The organism is Aeromonas simiae (genome assembly GCF_014892695.1).
Lineage (GTDB): Bacteria > Pseudomonadota > Gammaproteobacteria > Enterobacterales > Aeromonadaceae > Aeromonas > Aeromonas simiae.
Genome location: NZ_CP040449.1, coordinates 851,675 through 867,295, shown reverse-complemented (window position 1 = coordinate 867,295; position 15,621 = coordinate 851,675). Strand labels below are relative to the sequence as shown.

Here is a 15,621-nt window from a genome sequence, read left to right as displayed (position 1 = left end):
CTATGAGCGACAGCAAGGTCTACCCGGTCAAAGAACAGATTGCCTCCCACGCCCTCATCAACAGGGCCAGCTATGACACCATGTACCAATTCTCGGTGGACAACCCTGATGCCTTCTGGGGTGAACACGGCCAGATTGTCGATTGGATCAAGCCCTACACCAAGGTCAAGAACACCTCCTTCGATCCCGGTCACGTCTCCATCAAGTGGTATGAAGACGGCCAGCTCAATGTCTCGGCCAACTGCCTGGATCGCCACCTGAGTGAGCGCGGTGACAAGGTTGCCATCATCTGGGAAGGGGACAACCCGGCAGAAGATCGCCAACTGACCTATCGTGAGCTGTACGAAGAGGTGTGCAAATTTGCCAATGTGCTGAAAGCGCAGGGGGTGCGCCGTGGTGATGTGGTGTGCCTCTACATGCCCATGGTGCCGGAGGCGGCCATCGCTATGCTGGCTTGCACCCGTATAGGGGCCGTGCACAGCATCGTCTTTGGTGGTTTCTCGCCCGATGCCCTGGCTGGCCGCATCATTGATTCGGGCTCCTCCATCGTGATCACCGCCGACGAAGGGTTGCGCGGTGGCCGTCCGGTGCCACTTAAGAAAAATGTGGATGAGGCGCTCACCAACCCGGAGACCCAGGTCAGCAAAGTGATCGTGCTCAAGCGCACCGGTGGTGATATCGCGTGGCATGCTCACCGAGACCTCTGGTGGCATGACGCCATGGCCACTGTCGGTCATGACTGCCCGGCCGAGCCCATGAATGCAGAAGATCCGCTCTTCATTCTCTATACCTCAGGCTCCACCGGTAAGCCTAAGGGCGTGCTGCACACCACCGGTGGCTATCTCGTCTATGCCACCATGACCTTCAAGTATGTCTTCGACTATCACGACGAGGATATCTACTGGTGTACGGCCGATGTGGGCTGGGTCACCGGCCACTCCTACTTGGTCTATGGCCCCCTGGCTAACGGTGCGACCACCCTGATGTTTGAAGGGGTGCCCAACTATCCGGCAGCGAATCGAATGAGCCAAGTCGTGGATAAGCACCAGGTCTCCATTCTCTACACGGCCCCCACCGCCATTCGCGCCTTAATGGCCAAGGGTAACGAAGCCGTACAAGGTACCTCGCGCCAGAGCCTACGCATCATGGGGTCAGTGGGGGAACCCATCAACCCGGAGGCCTGGGAGTGGTACTACCGCACCATTGGTGATGAGCGCTGCCCCATCGTCGACACCTGGTGGCAGACTGAAACCGGCGGCATTCTCATTGCCCCGCTCCCCGGCGTGACCGATCTCAAACCCGGTTCGGCCACCCGCCCCTTCTTTGGGGTACAACCTGCGTTGGTCGATAATCTTGGCGAACCGCTGGATGGCGCCACCGAAGGCAATCTGGTGATCACCGACTCCTGGCCGGGGCAGATGCGCACCGTCTATGGCGATCACGAACGCTTCGAGCAGACCTATTTTTCCACCTTCCCCGGCCGCTACTTCACCGGTGACGGCGCTCGCCGTGATACTGATGGTGACTACTGGATCACCGGCCGGGTCGACGATGTGCTGAATGTCTCCGGCCACCGAATGGGAACAGCCGAAATCGAGTCAGCCTTAGTGGCGCACCCGAAGATAGCCGAAGCAGCCGTGGTTGGCGTCCCTCACGACATCAAGGGCCAGGGGATCTATGCCTATGTCACCTTGATCGCAGGCGAGGAGCCCAGCCGAGAGCTGCACAAGGAGGTCAAAGAGTGGGTGCGTAAGGAGATTGGCGCTATCGCCACGCCTGACATCATCCACTGGGCTGAGGGGTTGCCCAAGACCCGCTCAGGAAAAATCATGCGCCGTATCTTGCGCAAGATTGCCACCGGCGAGACGGATAGCCTGGGTGATATCTCGACCCTGGCTGATCCGGGGGTCGTCGACAAACTCATCAAGGAGAAGTCTCAGGCAGCCTGAGCACATTCATGAACCAGCCGCCGGCCTATTATGGCCGGCTTTTTGTTGCTGCCACGATAGCAACTGCTGATAAAATATTCGGTGGCGAGCTGGTCGCATGTGCCATGCTTGTACCTCGTCTGGCAACAAGGAGAGGTCCAATGAGCGCATTGCCGGTATTGTGGGGGTGGGCAAGCATACTGCTCTCTGTCAGCGCTAGCGCAGCGACATGGGACGATGTACTGAGTGAACGCAGTACGAGCGAGTCACTCTATACCCACGGCTATTCCGGCGTGTTGATGGGAAAACAAAACAATACAGAGCATGAACATTTCGATCTCTGGATCATCAATTCAGGGTATCAGCTCCCCCTGTCAGAGAGCTGGTACTGGTTTGTCGAGGCCGGTTCAATGCTCTCTTCCAGCGAAGAGGCTCAAGGCTACACACTGGGATCCGGTGTACGTTATCAGCTGATGCCATCGTTGAGCTTGGGTAGCCAGATACGACAGCTCCACCGGGCATCAGCCCATACTCAGCTGCAATTCAACGGCGTCTACCAATTGCCATCATCGCTCTCCCTGCAAGCCGACATTGGTGTCAGCACCGAACAAAGCCTGACTCTGGGCCTTGGGTTTCAGTTCTAAGCAGGTAACTGAACCCGACTGACAACCAGTCCGTTGGGATCGGCATAGATATAATCACCGGGATGAATCGTCACATCGGCAAAGCTCACCACCAGCCCCAGCTCTCCGGCACCTAACTTCTCGGTTTTCACCGGACAGGCTGCCAGTGCCTTGACCCCCAGAGGCAAAGAACCCAGTGTCACCACATCACGCACCGCCCCATTGATAACGATCCCTTCCCAGCCATTGTCCATGGCTTTTTGTGCCAGCAAATCGCCAAGCAGCGCCCGCCTCAGCGACCCCTTTCCATCGATCACCAGCACCTTGCCATGGCCGTCTTGTCCCACCAAGTCGCGGACCAGGCTGTTATCTTCGAAACATGAAAGGGTCACAGCAACCCCGTGAAACGTTTTTTTGCCGCCGAAGTCGACAAAACCAGGGGCGGCGACGTGGAGCAACCCCTGATGGTTGTCACAAAGATCAGGAAGCAGATCGAAGGGAGCCGGAAGAGACATGAACACTCCTTTATCATCCTTGACAAATGAATGTTCATTATTTCACCTCTAAGTTGCATCGGCAATCCAGCAGCGCGCAATCCTCCCTAAGCTCTCCCTCTCATGCCGTAGTCGCACTGGCAGCAAGAAGAGCTCCCCTTTTTCGACCCAGTAAATGGCATTTTGTCCAAACTCTTCTGCCAGCGAGAGGGCAAAGGGCAGAGGACAGGCAACCGCCAGACTGAACTCCTGCCATGAGCGATCCGGGGCACTCCCCCACACCTCTTGGGAGGGAAAATGGCACACCCGCTCCTGCAAAGCTCGATGCCGCCCCTCATTTTGTTCCTGCGACAGGGGCAGGCTACCAGGATTCCAAGCTGTGATGATGGCGTAATCGTCCCACTCAGGAGGTGCTGATGGGGCGATAAAGCAGATTTGTTTGTAGTTTTCCCACATATCGAATACCTCTTTTGAGTTAAAATGAGAGGCGGTTTCGACCTTGCTCACAGCTACGTATCTTGGTGTAAACACTGTTTTGACTTATATCAAACCTGAGTTAAAAACTTGCTACCCAACCGCAAAGAGTGTTGTTATGCCACTGTTAATTGCTAAAATGCCACCTCTGCTGTTAACGGATTACCTTCACGGATGCGGTCTGCCTTCAAAACCAGAGACTGTTGAGCGGCCATGGATTGTGCCACAACCAGATTACAGGTTTTTCCGACCTGACCTGTTCCCTCAGGATGATGTAATTCTTTTTCAGGACTCCGGGGGTCAGGGGCGGAAGTACCAATCAGTGTTAAATTTTGAATAATCAGTTGCTACAAATTTGGGAACATCCATGCAAACACCACACATTCTGATCGTCGAAGACGAACTGGTCACCCGCAATACCCTCAAGAGCATCTTCGAGGCCGAAGGGTATACCGTGCTCGAAGCCAACAACGGCGATGAGATGCACCAGGCCCTCACCGAGCACACCATCAATCTGGTGATCATGGACATCAACCTGCCTGGTAAGAACGGGCTGTTGCTGGCTCGCGAGCTGCGCGAGCACGACAACATCGCCCTGATGTTCCTGACCGGTCGCGACAACGAAGTGGATAAGATCCTCGGCCTTGAGATCGGTGCCGATGACTACATCACCAAGCCGTTCAACCCGCGTGAACTGACCATTCGGGCCCGCAATCTGCTGGGTCGAACCATGAACGTCAACGGCCTGGGTGAAGAGAAGAAGCAGGTCGAGCGCTACACCTTTAACGGCTGGGCGCTGGATATCAACAGCCGGGCCCTAGTGAGCCCCACCGGCGATGTGTTCAAGCTGCCGCGCTCCGAGTTTCGCGCCATGTTGCATTTTTGCGAGAACCCGGGCCAGATCCAGACCCGAGCCGAACTGCTCAAGAAAATGACCGGCCGTGAGCTCAAGCCTCACGACCGCACCGTGGATGTGACCATCCGCCGTATCCGCAAGCACTTCGAGAGCGTCACTGACACTCCGGAGATCATCGCCACCATCCATGGCGAAGGCTATCGCTTCTGCGGCGAGCTGGAAGTGGAATAATCCGGCTGATGCAAAAAGGGCGCCTTAGGCGCCCTTTTTTGTTGCCTTGGCACCCACAAACCGCCAATAGCAAAAAACCCGCTCGATGAGCGGGTTTTTCATGATTGGAGCGGGCAGCGGGAATCGAACCCGCATCATCAGCTTGGAAGGCTGAGGTAATAGCCATTATACGATGCCCGCCAAACATCAATGTATGGAGCGGGTGATGGGAATCGAACCCACGTTAAGAGCTTGGGAAGCTCCCGTTCTACCATTGAACTACACCCGCTTTGTGCGCCTTACTATATGACTTTTAAGGATAAGCGCAACGCCATTTCACTATTTTTTTGCACTTCCCCCGTGCGTTTGCACACTCTTCATCCAAGACGGCTATTTTTCACCCTCAACATCCCCTTTACTCCGTGCACTAAGGTTGCCAAGCCCATGGCGCGAGGATAGTCTTGCGCCACCCCACGCATCCGGAGGTGGCATGGATAAACAGACACAGCGGCACCTGTACGGCTGGCTGCGCAAACAGTCGGCCCATGGCCGGCGCTGGATAGCCCTTTGTATTACGCTCGGGCTGGTTCAGGGCATGCTGATGGTCGCCCAGGCCTGGTTACTGGCGACCCTGCTGCACGGCTTCATTATGCTGGGGCATACCCCCGAGCAGTATCTCCCCCATTTTGCCGCCCTACTGGCCGTCACCGCCCTTAAGGCACTCGCTGCCTATGGCCGCGAGGTGACGGGGTTCCATGCCGGCGCCACCGTACGCCAGACCATTCGCGATCTGGTGCTGACCCGTCTCACCGCCCTCGGGCCCGCCTATGTTCAGCGTCGTCCGGCCGGCAGTTGGGCCAGCCTGCTGCTCGAGCAGATAGAAGAGATGCAGGACTTCTTCGCCCGTTACCTACCGCAGATGGCCATTGCCGTCTTCATCCCGCTGGTGATCCTGGTTGCGGTCTTTCCGGTCAACTGGGCGGCGGGGCTCATCCTGCTCGGCACCGCACCCCTGATTCCACTGTTCATGATCCTAGTTGGCGTCGGTGCGGCCGATGCCAACCGGCGCAACTTCCGCTCGCTCGAGCGCCTCTCCGGCCATTTCCTCGATCGACTCAAGGGGCTGCGCACCCTGCAACTGTTTTTGCGCGCCGCTGCCGAAGGCAAAGCGATCGAGCGCGCCTCAGAGGAGTTTCGCGAGCGCACCATGGAGGTGCTGCGGCTGGCCTTCCTCAGTACCGCCGTACTGGAGTTTTTCGCCGCTATCTCGGTGGCGCTGGTGGCCGTCTACTTTGGTTTTACCTATATCGATCACCTCGATTTCGGCCATTACGGCGCCGAGGTCACCCTCTTCACCGGCCTGTTTGTGCTCTTCCTCGCCCCCGAGTTCTACGCCCCCCTGCGCGAGCTTGGCACCCACTACCATGCCAGGGCACAGGCCATCGGTGCCGCCGAGCAGCTGCTCGCCTTCCTCGAAGCCGAAGTGACCGAGCCTGCCTCTGGTGCTGAGCCTTTCTCGGCCTCGGCCCCCATTCACATCGAAGCGCGAGCCCTTGAGGTGTTAAGTGCCGAGGGCAAGACCCTGGTCGGCCCCCTCTCCTTCACCATTGAGCCAGGCCAACAGGTGGCTCTGGTCGGGGTGAGCGGGGCCGGCAAGAGTTCGCTCATCAACGCCCTGCTTGGCTTCATGCCCTATCGGGGCAATCTGAAGGTCAATGGCCAGGAGCTGCGCGATCTCGACATGCCCCAATGGCGCCGCCATGTGGGCTGGCTCTCCCAGAACCCGCAACTGCTGACCGCCTCGGTGCGCGACAACCTGCTACTGGCCGATCCCGCAGCCGACGATGCTACCCTCGAGATTGCCCTGCGCCGCGCCCAAGCCTGGGAGTTCGTCGCAGCCAAGGGGCTCGACTACCGCCTCGGCGATGCGGCCACCGGCCTCTCGGTCGGTCAGGCCCAGCGCATCGCCCTGGCCAGAACGCTGCTCAAACCCACCGCGCTGATGGTGCTCGATGAGCCGACCGCCAGTTTGGATCGTCACTCCGAGCGCGCCATCATGGCCAGTCTGGCTGAGGTGGTGTGCCGTCAGACCTTGGTGATGATCACCCATCGCATCGAGCAGCTCGAGACCATGGATCAGATCTTGGTGCTCGCACGCGGGCAACTGGTCGAGCAGGGGCCGTGGCGCACCTTGAGCCGGGCTGACGGCCCCTTTGCCGCCCTGCTGGCCGAACGTGAAGGAGGTGACCTCGATGCGTGATCTGCTCCCTTACCTGCGCCTTTATCGCCAACATTGGGGCAGCCTCTCCCTCGGCCTGCTGCTCGCGCTGGTGACCCTGATCGCCGGCATGGGTCTGCTGTCACTCTCCGGTTGGTTCTTAAGCGCGGCCGCCGTGGCCGGGCTGAGCGTATTCACGCGCGATCACTTCAACTACATGACCCCAGCGGGCGGGGTTCGCTTCTTCTCCATCATCCGCACCGCCGGACGCTGGGGGGAGCGGGTGGTGAGCCACGACGCCACCTTCCGGGTGCTGACCCGGCTGCGGGTCTGGTTCTGGCAGCGTCTCTCGCCCCTTTCCAGCGCGACGCTAGGACGCTTTCGCCACTCTGACCTGCTCAACCGCCTGGTGGCCGATATCGACGCGCTCGATCACGTCTACCTGCGCCTTATCACCCCCATCGGCGTGGCCCTGCTCGGATCGCTCGCCATGGTGGGGTTCCTCGCTCTGTTTGACCGCTCGCTGGCGCTGATCCTCGGCGCCATCCTGCTGGCTACCCTGGTAGTGCTGCCGCTGCTTTTCTACCGTCTCGGCAAGGGGCCGGGCAAGGCCTTGATCGAGCGGCGCGCCGCCCTGCGCACCCGGGTGCTCGACTACCTGGGGGCCCAGGCCGAGCTACAGATGTTTGCCGCGGCCTCCGCCCAGCTCACTCGGCTGCGTGAAGAGGAGCAAGCCCTGATCGCCTCCCAGCGCACCATGGCCCGTATCACGGGGCTGTCGGCGGCGCTGATGGGGCTCATCAGTGGCTGGAGTCTGGTGCTGATGCTGTGGCTGGCTGGCCACGGGGTGGCCGGACAAGCGCCAGACCCCTTCACCGCCCTGATGGTGTTCGCCACCCTGGCCAGCTTCGAGGCCATGATGCCGCTGGCGGGTGCCTTCCAGCACCTCACCGCCAGCCTCACCGCCGCTCGGCGTCTCAATCAGATCCTGGAGGAGGCCACCCCGCTGGCGTTTGGCGAGCAGGAGAGCGGTGCGCACGGCGAGCTGGTGATCGAGGATCTGCACTTTGCCTATCCGGGGGCCGCCGCCCCCGTGCTGCACGGGTGCTCCCTCACCCTGCGTGCCGGTGAAAAAGTGGCGCTGCTCGGTCAAACCGGCTGTGGCAAGTCGACCCTGCTGGCGCTATTGACCCGGGAGTGGGAGCCCAGCTCCGGCCGGCTCACCCTAGGGGGCATCCCGCTGGCCAACTTGAGTGAACCGGCGCTACGCAGTGCCATGACAGTGGTGAGCCAGCGGGTGCATCTCTTTAGCGACACCCTGCGCGCCAACCTGCTCTTGGCCGCCCCCGAGGCGTCGGACGAGCGACTGACCGAGGTCTTGCTCCAAGTTGGGCTCGGCCAGTTGCTAGAAGATGACGGGCTGGATGGCTGGCTAGGCGAAGGGGGACGAGCGCTCTCCGGCGGCGAGCTGCGCCGCATCGGCATCGCCCGCGCCATCTTGCACGACGCCCCCCTGTGGCTGCTCGATGAACCCACCGAAGGGCTCGATCGCCAGACAGAGCAGACCATCATGGCCTTACTGCACGAGCTGTGCACCGGGCGCGGCGTGCTGCTCATCACCCATCGCCTCGGCGGGCTGGAGCGGATGGATCGCATCGCCCTGATGGAAGAGGGCAAGGTACGCTTGTGCGACAGCCACGCCAACCTGCTGCGCCAGGATGATCACTACCGCCGCCTGCACCAGCGGCTGGCCCCAGCCTGATGTGGAGGGGGCTGGCCGAGCAAGCTCGCCCCCCCCTATAATGGCCCCTCCGATCCCGACACAAGATGCAACCATGAAACGCCTGATCCTGATGATGCCCCTGCTGGCCAGCGGCTGCGCCAACTTCGCCTTCAATACCAATCTCGATAAGAAGAACTTCGACGACTACTTCAAACCGAGCGGGGTCGAGCTTTACCAGCAGTCCCAACTGGCGGATCTCAACTACCTCTATCTCGGCACCGTCGAGGGGCAATCTTGTCAGGAGAAGAGCGATCAACCGGTACCGAGCGCCGCCACGGCCCGCACCGAGGCACGCACCAAGGTTGCCGACATGGGTGGCAACGGCCTGGTGCTGGACAAGTGCAGCGAGCTGACCGGCACCTCCGGCTGCCTCAAGCAGATCGTCTGCTACGGTCAGGCGTTGAAAGTCGCCGAAGAGAAGTAACCCCGGAGCTGATCCCATGGCCCTTTCCATCGTTCGCCTCGGTTCGCCGCGCCAGCCCGGCGAGGGGCTGCGCATCGGCACAGTGCGCCGGCCACCGCGCGGCGTGGCCAAGAGTGACTACGCCAGCGGCGACTGGTTCGATGTCTGGTACCCCAATCTGGCTCCGAGCAGCGAGACCATGAAGCTCGGCCAGGCGGCCGAGGACGAGCAGAGCTGGCAGCGCTTCGTGCGTCGCTACAAAGCCGAGCTGAAATGCCCCGAGGCGCGCCATAACCTGGCCCTGCTCGCCGCCCTCTCCCACAGCACGGATCTGGCCATCGGCTGCTACTGCGAAGAGGCGGCGCGCTGCCATCGCAGTGTGCTGCGCGACGAGCTGCTGGCACTCGGCGCCCGACTGGCATGAATGGTGTGACCCGGGCACCTGTGCTAGATTGCCCCGTTTTTTTTGCAGGGGATGTGTCATGAAGTTCGAGATCGATACCCTGGGGGTGATCCACTCCCCCTACAAGGAGAAGTTCGCCATCCCGCGCCAGCCGGGGCTGGTTCGCTCGGCCACCGCCCGGCTCGAGCTGCTGCCGCCCTACAACCAGGCAGATGCGGTGCGCGGCCTTGAGCAGTTCTCCCACCTCTGGCTCAGCTTCGTGTTTCACCAGACCATGGAGCAGGGCTGGCACCCCACGGTGCGCCCGCCGCGCCTTGGCGGTAACGAACGGGTCGGGGTGTTCGCCACCCGCTCCACCTTTCGCCCCAACCCCCTCGGCCTCTCCGTGGTGCCCCTGCTCGGTATCACGTTGGAAAAGGGGGGCGTTTGGCTCGAACTCGGCGCCGTGGACTTGCTCGACGGCACCCCTGTCGTCGACATCAAACCCTACCTCCCCTATGCCGACAGCCTGCCCCACGCCCGGGGTGGCTTCGCCCCTGAGCCGCCAAGGGATCTGCTCAGCGTGCGCTTTCACCCCGAAGCCGAGGCGGCGCTGGCCCGGCGCCGCGATCTGCCCGCCCTGCGTACCTTTTTAAGCGAGGTGCTGGCCCAAGACCCGCGCCCGGCCTACAAGAAGGGCAAGCCGGATGACAAGGAGTACGGGGTACGCCTGTACGACATGAACGTGCGCTTTCGTATCCATGAACCCGAGTGCGAGATCACGGCCATCGAGTCCCTGTGACGACAACGCCACCTTACGGTGGCGTTGTGTTTTACCAAGGCTAGCGCCGCTCGAGTAGCAGACTGCCGACCGAGTAGCCGGCGCCGAACGAGCAGAGCACGCCGCGCGCCCCGGCTGGCAGATCCTGATTGTGCAGGTGAAAGGCGATGATGGAGCCGGCCGAGCTGGTGTTGGCGTAGCGATCCAGAATCACCGGCGCCTCGTCGGTGCTGGCGTCATGCCCCAGTATCTTGCGGGCGATGAACTGGTTCATGGTGAGGTTGGCCTGGTGCAACCACAGCCGTGCCAGCACTTGGCTCTGCCAGCCCGCCTCGGCCAGTTGGGTGGTGACCAGCTCACTGACCATCGGCAGCACCTCCTTGAACACCTTGCGCCCCTGCTGTACGAACAGCTTGTCATGGCTGTAGCGGGTGTCCGGGCTGCACCGGTTGAGAAAGCCGAAGTTGTTGCGGATGTTGTTGGAGTACTGAGTCACCAGACGTGCATCGACCAGCGCCCACGGGTGTGGCTGGCGGCTCGAGCCCTCACGCTCCAGCACGAGGGCGGTGCAGGCATCGCCGAAGATGAAGTGGCTGTCGCGATCGCGGAAATTTAAGTGGCCGGAGCAGATCTCCGGGTTAACCACCAGCGCCGCCCTGGCCGTGCCGGCCGCCAGCATATCGGCGGCGGTCTTGATGGCAAAGGTGGCTGACGAGCAGGCCACGTTCATGTCGAACGCCGCCCCGCCAGCGCCCAGGTAGTGCTGCAACTCGATGGCGAGCGCCGGATAGGGGCGCGGCATATTGGAAGCGGCGACGATGATGAGATCAATCTCGCCCGGCTCACGACCAGCGGCCAGCAGCGCCTGCTCGGCTGCCGCTACCGCCATCTCCACCATGACAGAGGGTTTGTCATCGCCACGCTCCGGGATGAGCGGCTGCATCACCTCGGGGTCGAGAACCCCCTCCCGGCTCACCAGGTAGCGGCTCTTGATCCCCGACGCCTTCTCGATGAACTCGCAGCTGGAATACTGTTTGGCCGGGATCTGGCCGGCGTCGATGGCCGAGGCATTCTCTTCGTTATAAAGATCAACCCAGCGGTTGAACGCCTTAACCAGCTCTTCGTTAGCGACGGCATGGGGCGGGGTATAGAGGCCACTGCCGCTAATCACGATGGATGTCATTTCAGCTCCTTGATGGGTCGCTTGGCGACCTCGTTTATCGTTGCACCACCGGCTCGGCCTGCCAAGTTCAGTGAAGACATGCGCTCACCCAGCTGCGAGCGCATTCCTCAGAGAGGGGCCAGAGCCTCCGGCGCGGGGTGACATGGCGCCACTTCGCCTTGGAAAAGTGGCATGACGTAACCCAAACCTTTAACCCAGATCTTCGCTTCACGGCTCGACCGAGCTATCCAGCCAGGTGATAGCGTAGGGCCACTGTAGCATCACCGACTAAGATCCCCGCTTATCGCCGCCATCACCATGCCGCAGCGATGCACTCCGCATGGCACCTTATCTTGCCAGACGAAATCATAAAGACTGTTGTGGAAATAGACGTACTCCAACTGTTTCAACTCGTGATCCAAGGCCGAAAAGAGCCGCAGCCCCCGATAAGATGGGCGCATGGCTCCCTTACATTGAAGAAGTGATCACTGGCGGAGCACCCGACCCAGGAGCATTCCGGCACGCAACCACATCGAACTCCCAGCAGGGGCTCGAGGATCGACTTGATATAGCGGGCGATCGGCTCACGGCCACCTTCCCCGGCGAGCATGCTCTGCCCGAGATCCGGCTCACCTTGATGAGCCACGGCGTTTTCCGCACCAATGGAGGCATTGGCTGCCTCTGATGCAGGGTAGTGTTGCTGCATTCCCCTCCCGGCGGGGGGAGACCCGCAGCATAAGCCACATAGGTACTAATAACATATGGTTATAACAATTCGTCACTTCCCATTCGGATACGAAGCGTTACTCTTGACCCATATTTGACCGAAACCACAGGGATCAGCACCATGAGCAAGATTTACGAGGACAACAGCCTGACCATCGGCAACACCCCCCTTGTGCGTCTCAATCGTGTGACCAAGGGACGTGTCCTGGCCAAGATTGAGAGCCGTAACCCCAGCTTCAGCGTCAAGTGCCGTATCGGTGCCAATCTGATCTGGGATGCCGAGAAACGTGGCGTCCTCAAGCCGGGCAAGGAGCTGATCGAACCGACCAGCGGCAACACAGGCATCGCCCTGGCTTTCGTGGCCGCAGCCCGTGGTTATCCTATTACCCTCACCATGCCGGAAACCATGAGCCTCGAGCGCCGTAAGCTGCTCAAAGCACTCGGCGCCAAGCTGGTGCTGACAGAAGGTCCGCTCGGCATGAAGGGGGCGATCGCCAAGGCCGACGAAATCCTGGCCTCAGATCCGGACAAGTATGTGCTGCTGCAGCAATTCGAGAACCCGGCTAACCCGGAGATCCACGAGAAGACCACCGGCCCCGAAATCTGGGAAGCCACCGATGGCGCCGTGGACGTGTTCGTGGCTGGTGTCGGCACCGGTGGTACCCTGACCGGCGTCTCGCGCTACCTGAAACAGACCCAAGGCAAGGCCGTCGTCTCGGTCGCCGTCGAGCCGGCAGAATCCCCGGTTATCAGCCAGAAACTGGCCGGTGAAGAGCTCAAACCCGGCCCGCACAAGATCCAGGGGATCGGGGCCGGCTTCATCCCGGGCAACTTGGACTTGTCACTCATCGACCGGGTTGAGAAGGTCACCAGCGATGACGCCATCGAGATGGCGCGCCGCCTGATGGAAGAGGAAGGTATCCTGGCCGGGATCAGTTCAGGCGCTGCCGTGGTCGCCGCCAACCGTCTGGCCGAGCTGCCAGAGTTCGAGGGTAAGACCATTGTCGTCATCCTGCCGAGTGCCGCCGAGCGCTATCTCTCCAGCGCCCTGTTTGCCGGCGTCTTCTCCGAGCAGGAACTCCAGCAGTAAGTCATTTCCTACCAATCCGGTCGACAAAACGCGGCGCTCCCTTGAGCGCCGCGTTGCTATTGACTAGCCTCACCCCCGACAGGCATTCATGAGGCTGTTTTTTTTATGGGTAAAAAAACGGATTTTCAACTGACAAAAATTGCAGACAATCTGTGATAAATCTCATATTCTATGGGCCGTCGCCAGCTGAATTCCGAGCAGGTATCATAAGGTAACAAAGTGTTAATTTTTGTCGTGAAATAATCAAACCCCAAGCGTAGCGCGGGTTATGATGTGTTTGGTTGGAAAATGCTCTAGCCTCGATGAGAACTAGTACACAGAAAATTGACCTGGATTAAACCATTGCAGGTTCGATTTCGTTACTTTACAACATATCCAGTTTACGACTGTCAGGAAAACGGTTCCGCAACCGTTTCCTGACGCAAAAATATCAATAATATGGGGTTAAACCATGTACGAGAAGTCTGTAGTTATCACTGCTGAAAACGGTCTGCACACCCGTCCGGCAGCTCAGTTCGTCAAAGAAGCCAAAGAGTTCCAGAGCGAGATCACCGTGGTTTCTGGTGGTAAGTCTGCCAGCGCCAAGAGCCTGTTCAAGCTCCAGACCCTGGGTCTGACCAAGGGTACTCAGGTGACCATCCAGGCCGACGGCCCGGACGCACAGCAAGCCGTTGAGAAACTGGTAGCCCTGATGGATGAGCTGGAGTAATCCAGCTTTTCTTTACCCCCACAGTCTTAGGTTCTATTAGGAAGGGTTATGATATCTGGCATTCTTGCGTCTCCCGGTATCGCATTCGGCAAGGCGCTTCTTTTGAAAGAAGAAGAAATCGTTATCAACCAGGCGCCCATCACTGGCGAGCAGGCTGACACCGAAATCAACCGCTTCATTGAAGCCCGAGCTAAATCGGCTACCCAGTTGGAAGCCATCAAAGAGATGGCCGGTCGTACCTTCGGGGAAGAAAAAGAGGCCATCTTCGAAGGCCACATCATGCTGCTCGAAGATGAAGAGCTGGAAAACGATATCAAGTCCTTCATCAAAGAGAACAATGCGACCGCCGATCGGGCAATCCATGAAGTCATCGAGCAGTACGCCAACATGATGGCCGAGCTCGATGACCCCTACTTGCGCGAACGAGCTACCGACTTCCGTGACATCGGCTCCCGCCTTATCAAAAACGCGCTGGGCATCCCCGTTGTCAACCTGAGCACCATCGACGAAGAGGTCATCCTGGTCGCCAAAGACCTGACGCCTTCCGAGACCGCTCAGATCAACCTGAAATACGTGCTGGGCTTTGTCACCGACATCGGTGGCCGTACCTCCCACACCTCCATCATGGCCCGCTCCCTTGAGCTGCCGGCCATCGTGGGCACTAATGACATCACCAATCGCGTCAAGAACGGCGACATGGTGCTGCTCGACGCCATCAACAACAAGGTGGTGATCAATCCGAGCGAGGCCGAGCTGGCCCAGTTCAAAGAGACCCAGGCTCGTCACCTGGCGGAGAAGGAAGAGCTGGCCAAGCTCAAAGATCTGCCCGCCATCACCCTTGATGGCCATCAGGTCGAGGTTTGCGCCAACATCGGTACCGTCAAGGATACTGACGGCGCCATCCGCAACGGCGCCGAAGGCGTGGGTCTGTACCGTACCGAATTCCTGTTCATGGATCGCGACGCCCTGCCGAGCGAAGATGAGCAGTTCCAGGCCTATAAAGAAGTGGCAGAGGCCATGCCGAACCAACCGATCATCGTCCGTACCATGGACATCGGTGGTGACAAGGAATTGCCCTACATGAACTTCCCGAAGGAGATGAACCCGTTCCTGGGCTGGCGCGCCGTGCGCATCTTCTTCGACCGCACCGATATCATGAATGCCCAGCTGCGCGCCATTCTGCGTGCCTCCGCCTTCGGTAAGCTGCGCATCATGTTCCCGATGATCATCTCCGTCGAAGAGTTCCGCAGCCTCAAGGCCACCGTGGAACAGCTCAAGGCCGAACTGCGCGCCGAAGGCCATGCCTTTGATGAGGACATCGAAGTAGGTATCATGGTAGAGACTCCGGCGGCTGCCGTGATGGCTCGCCACCTGGCCAAGGAAGTGGACTTCTTCAGCATCGGCACCAACGATCTGACCCAGTACACCTTGGCGGTTGACCGTGGCAACGAGATGATCTCTGCCATGTACAATCCGCTGTCACCCTCCGTCCTGAACCTCATCAAGATGGTGATTGACGCGTCCCACGCCGAAGGCAAGTGGACCGGCATGTGTGGTGAACTGGCAGGTGACGAGCGAGCTACCCTGCTGCTGCTGGGGATGGGTCTGGATGAGTTCTCCATGAGCGCCATCTCCATCCCGCGCATCAAGAAGCTTATCCGTAACACCAACTTCGATGATGTGAAGGCAATGGCAGACCAAGCACTGAGCTTTGCCACGGCCGCCGAAATCGAAGCCTGCGTCGATAGCTTTATCAAGCAGAAGGCAGTCTGCTAAGATCGG

The 15,621-nt window shown here is 59.8% G+C and carries 14 protein-coding genes and 2 tRNA genes; 11 read left to right on the top strand and 5 right to left on the bottom strand.

Annotated elements, in window-relative coordinates:
• Positions 1-2: 2 nt before the first annotated feature.
• Together acs and FE240_RS04130 are read left to right on the top strand one after the other, a co-directional pair.
• Positions 3-1,949, top strand: a complete 1,947-nt coding sequence (gene acs / locus FE240_RS04135) for an acetate--CoA ligase (protein ID WP_193003485.1) — start codon at positions 3-5, stop codon at positions 1,947-1,949.
• A gap of 8 nt (positions 1,950-1,957) precedes the next feature.
• Positions 1,958-2,572: a hypothetical protein gene (locus FE240_RS04130; protein WP_193003484.1), complete on the top strand. Its 615-nt coding sequence runs from the start codon at positions 1,958-1,960 to the stop codon at positions 2,570-2,572.
• Here FE240_RS04130 and FE240_RS04125 read toward each other — a convergent pair.
• Positions 2,569-3,066: a putative 4-hydroxy-4-methyl-2-oxoglutarate aldolase gene (locus FE240_RS04125; protein ID WP_193003483.1), complete on the bottom strand. Its 498-nt coding sequence runs from the start codon at positions 3,064-3,066 to the stop codon at positions 2,569-2,571. The genes FE240_RS04130 and FE240_RS04125 overlap by 4 nt on opposite strands.
• A gap of 48 nt (positions 3,067-3,114) precedes the next feature.
• Positions 3,115-3,501, bottom strand: a complete 387-nt coding sequence (locus tag FE240_RS04120; RefSeq protein WP_193004440.1) for a DUF3293 domain-containing protein — start codon at positions 3,499-3,501, stop codon at positions 3,115-3,117.
• A gap of 385 nt (positions 3,502-3,886) precedes the next feature.
• Between FE240_RS04120 and arcA the strand changes: the two genes are divergently transcribed.
• On the top strand, positions 3,887-4,606 hold the full coding sequence (arcA, locus tag FE240_RS04115) for a two-component system response regulator ArcA (protein WP_042046653.1): 720 nt from the start codon (positions 3,887-3,889) through the stop codon (positions 4,604-4,606).
• A gap of 105 nt (positions 4,607-4,711) precedes the next feature.
• Here the strand turns inward: arcA and FE240_RS04110 are convergent.
• Positions 4,712-4,786 (bottom strand) — tRNA-Gly (locus FE240_RS04110).
• Positions 4,787-4,800: 14 nt separating this feature from the next.
• Positions 4,801-4,874: transfer RNA gene (locus tag FE240_RS04105), tRNA-Gly, on the bottom strand.
• 201 nt (positions 4,875-5,075) lie between these two features.
• Between FE240_RS04105 and cydD the strand changes: the two genes are divergently transcribed.
• The 5 genes from cydD to tsaA all read left to right on the top strand — a co-directional run bounded on the left by cydD (position 5,076) and on the right by tsaA (position 10,173).
• Positions 5,076-6,845, top strand: a complete 1,770-nt coding sequence (gene cydD, locus FE240_RS04100) for a heme ABC transporter permease/ATP-binding protein CydD (RefSeq protein WP_193003482.1) — start codon at positions 5,076-5,078, stop codon at positions 6,843-6,845.
• The gene (gene cydC, locus FE240_RS04095; protein WP_193003481.1) at positions 6,838-8,565 is read left to right on the top strand and encodes a heme ABC transporter ATP-binding protein/permease CydC; all 1,728 of its coding nucleotides are present in this window, start codon (positions 6,838-6,840) and stop codon (positions 8,563-8,565) included. The genes cydD and cydC overlap by 8 nt, the downstream gene beginning before the upstream one ends.
• Before the next feature lie 73 nt (positions 8,566-8,638).
• Complete coding sequence (gene rcsF, locus FE240_RS04090) at positions 8,639-9,010, top strand: Rcs stress response system protein RcsF (RefSeq protein WP_042046657.1); 372 nt, start codon at positions 8,639-8,641, stop codon at positions 9,008-9,010.
• Between the two features lie 16 nt (positions 9,011-9,026).
• Positions 9,027-9,413 (top strand): DUF488 domain-containing protein, encoded by a 387-nt coding sequence (locus tag FE240_RS04085; protein ID WP_042046658.1) that lies wholly within the window; start codon positions 9,027-9,029, stop codon positions 9,411-9,413.
• Between the two features lie 58 nt (positions 9,414-9,471).
• The gene (gene tsaA / locus FE240_RS04080) at positions 9,472-10,173 is read left to right on the top strand and encodes a tRNA (N6-threonylcarbamoyladenosine(37)-N6)-methyltransferase TrmO (RefSeq protein ID WP_193003480.1); all 702 of its coding nucleotides are present in this window, start codon (positions 9,472-9,474) and stop codon (positions 10,171-10,173) included.
• A gap of 40 nt (positions 10,174-10,213) precedes the next feature.
• On the opposite strand, the gene FE240_RS04075 is transcribed toward tsaA, so the two are convergent.
• Entirely contained in the window at positions 10,214-11,335 is a 1,122-nt protein-coding gene (locus FE240_RS04075; protein WP_193003479.1) for a beta-ketoacyl-ACP synthase III, read from the bottom strand.
• A gap of 826 nt (positions 11,336-12,161) precedes the next feature.
• Here FE240_RS04075 and cysK point away from each other — a divergent pair.
• From cysK to ptsI, 3 genes are all read left to right on the top strand, one after another.
• Positions 12,162-13,130: a cysteine synthase A gene (gene cysK / locus FE240_RS04070; RefSeq protein ID WP_193003478.1), complete on the top strand. Its 969-nt coding sequence runs from the start codon at positions 12,162-12,164 to the stop codon at positions 13,128-13,130.
• 451 nt (positions 13,131-13,581) lie between these two features.
• The gene (locus FE240_RS04065; protein WP_042046664.1) at positions 13,582-13,839 is read left to right on the top strand and encodes an HPr family phosphocarrier protein; all 258 of its coding nucleotides are present in this window, start codon (positions 13,582-13,584) and stop codon (positions 13,837-13,839) included.
• 48 nt (positions 13,840-13,887) lie between these two features.
• Positions 13,888-15,615: a phosphoenolpyruvate-protein phosphotransferase PtsI gene (gene ptsI, locus FE240_RS04060; RefSeq protein WP_193003477.1), complete on the top strand. Its 1,728-nt coding sequence runs from the start codon at positions 13,888-13,890 to the stop codon at positions 15,613-15,615.
• Positions 15,616-15,621 lie beyond the last annotated feature (6 nt).

Coding starts and splice junctions, on each gene's coding strand:
- acs (WP_193003485.1), top strand. CDS start 3: ATGAGCGACAGCAAGGTCTACCCGGTCAAAGAACAGATTGCCTCCCAC.
- FE240_RS04130 (WP_193003484.1), top strand. CDS start 1,958: ATGAACCAGCCGCCGGCCTATTATGGCCGGCTTTTTGTTGCTGCCACG.
- FE240_RS04125 (WP_193003483.1), bottom strand. CDS start 3,066: ATGTCTCTTCCGGCTCCCTTCGATCTGCTTCCTGATCTTTGTGACAAC.
- FE240_RS04120 (WP_193004440.1), bottom strand. CDS start 3,501: ATGTGGGAAAACTACAAACAAATCTGCTTTATCGCCCCATCAGCACCT.
- arcA (WP_042046653.1), top strand. CDS start 3,887: ATGCAAACACCACACATTCTGATCGTCGAAGACGAACTGGTCACCCGC.
- cydD (WP_193003482.1), top strand. CDS start 5,076: ATGGATAAACAGACACAGCGGCACCTGTACGGCTGGCTGCGCAAACAG.
- cydC (WP_193003481.1), top strand. CDS start 6,838: ATGCGTGATCTGCTCCCTTACCTGCGCCTTTATCGCCAACATTGGGGC.
- rcsF (WP_042046657.1), top strand. CDS start 8,639: ATGAAACGCCTGATCCTGATGATGCCCCTGCTGGCCAGCGGCTGCGCC.
- FE240_RS04085 (WP_042046658.1), top strand. CDS start 9,027: ATGGCCCTTTCCATCGTTCGCCTCGGTTCGCCGCGCCAGCCCGGCGAG.
- tsaA (WP_193003480.1), top strand. CDS start 9,472: ATGAAGTTCGAGATCGATACCCTGGGGGTGATCCACTCCCCCTACAAG.
- FE240_RS04075 (WP_193003479.1), bottom strand. CDS start 11,335: ATGACATCCATCGTGATTAGCGGCAGTGGCCTCTATACCCCGCCCCAT.
- cysK (WP_193003478.1), top strand. CDS start 12,162: ATGAGCAAGATTTACGAGGACAACAGCCTGACCATCGGCAACACCCCC.
- FE240_RS04065 (WP_042046664.1), top strand. CDS start 13,582: ATGTACGAGAAGTCTGTAGTTATCACTGCTGAAAACGGTCTGCACACC.
- ptsI (WP_193003477.1), top strand. CDS start 13,888: ATGATATCTGGCATTCTTGCGTCTCCCGGTATCGCATTCGGCAAGGCG.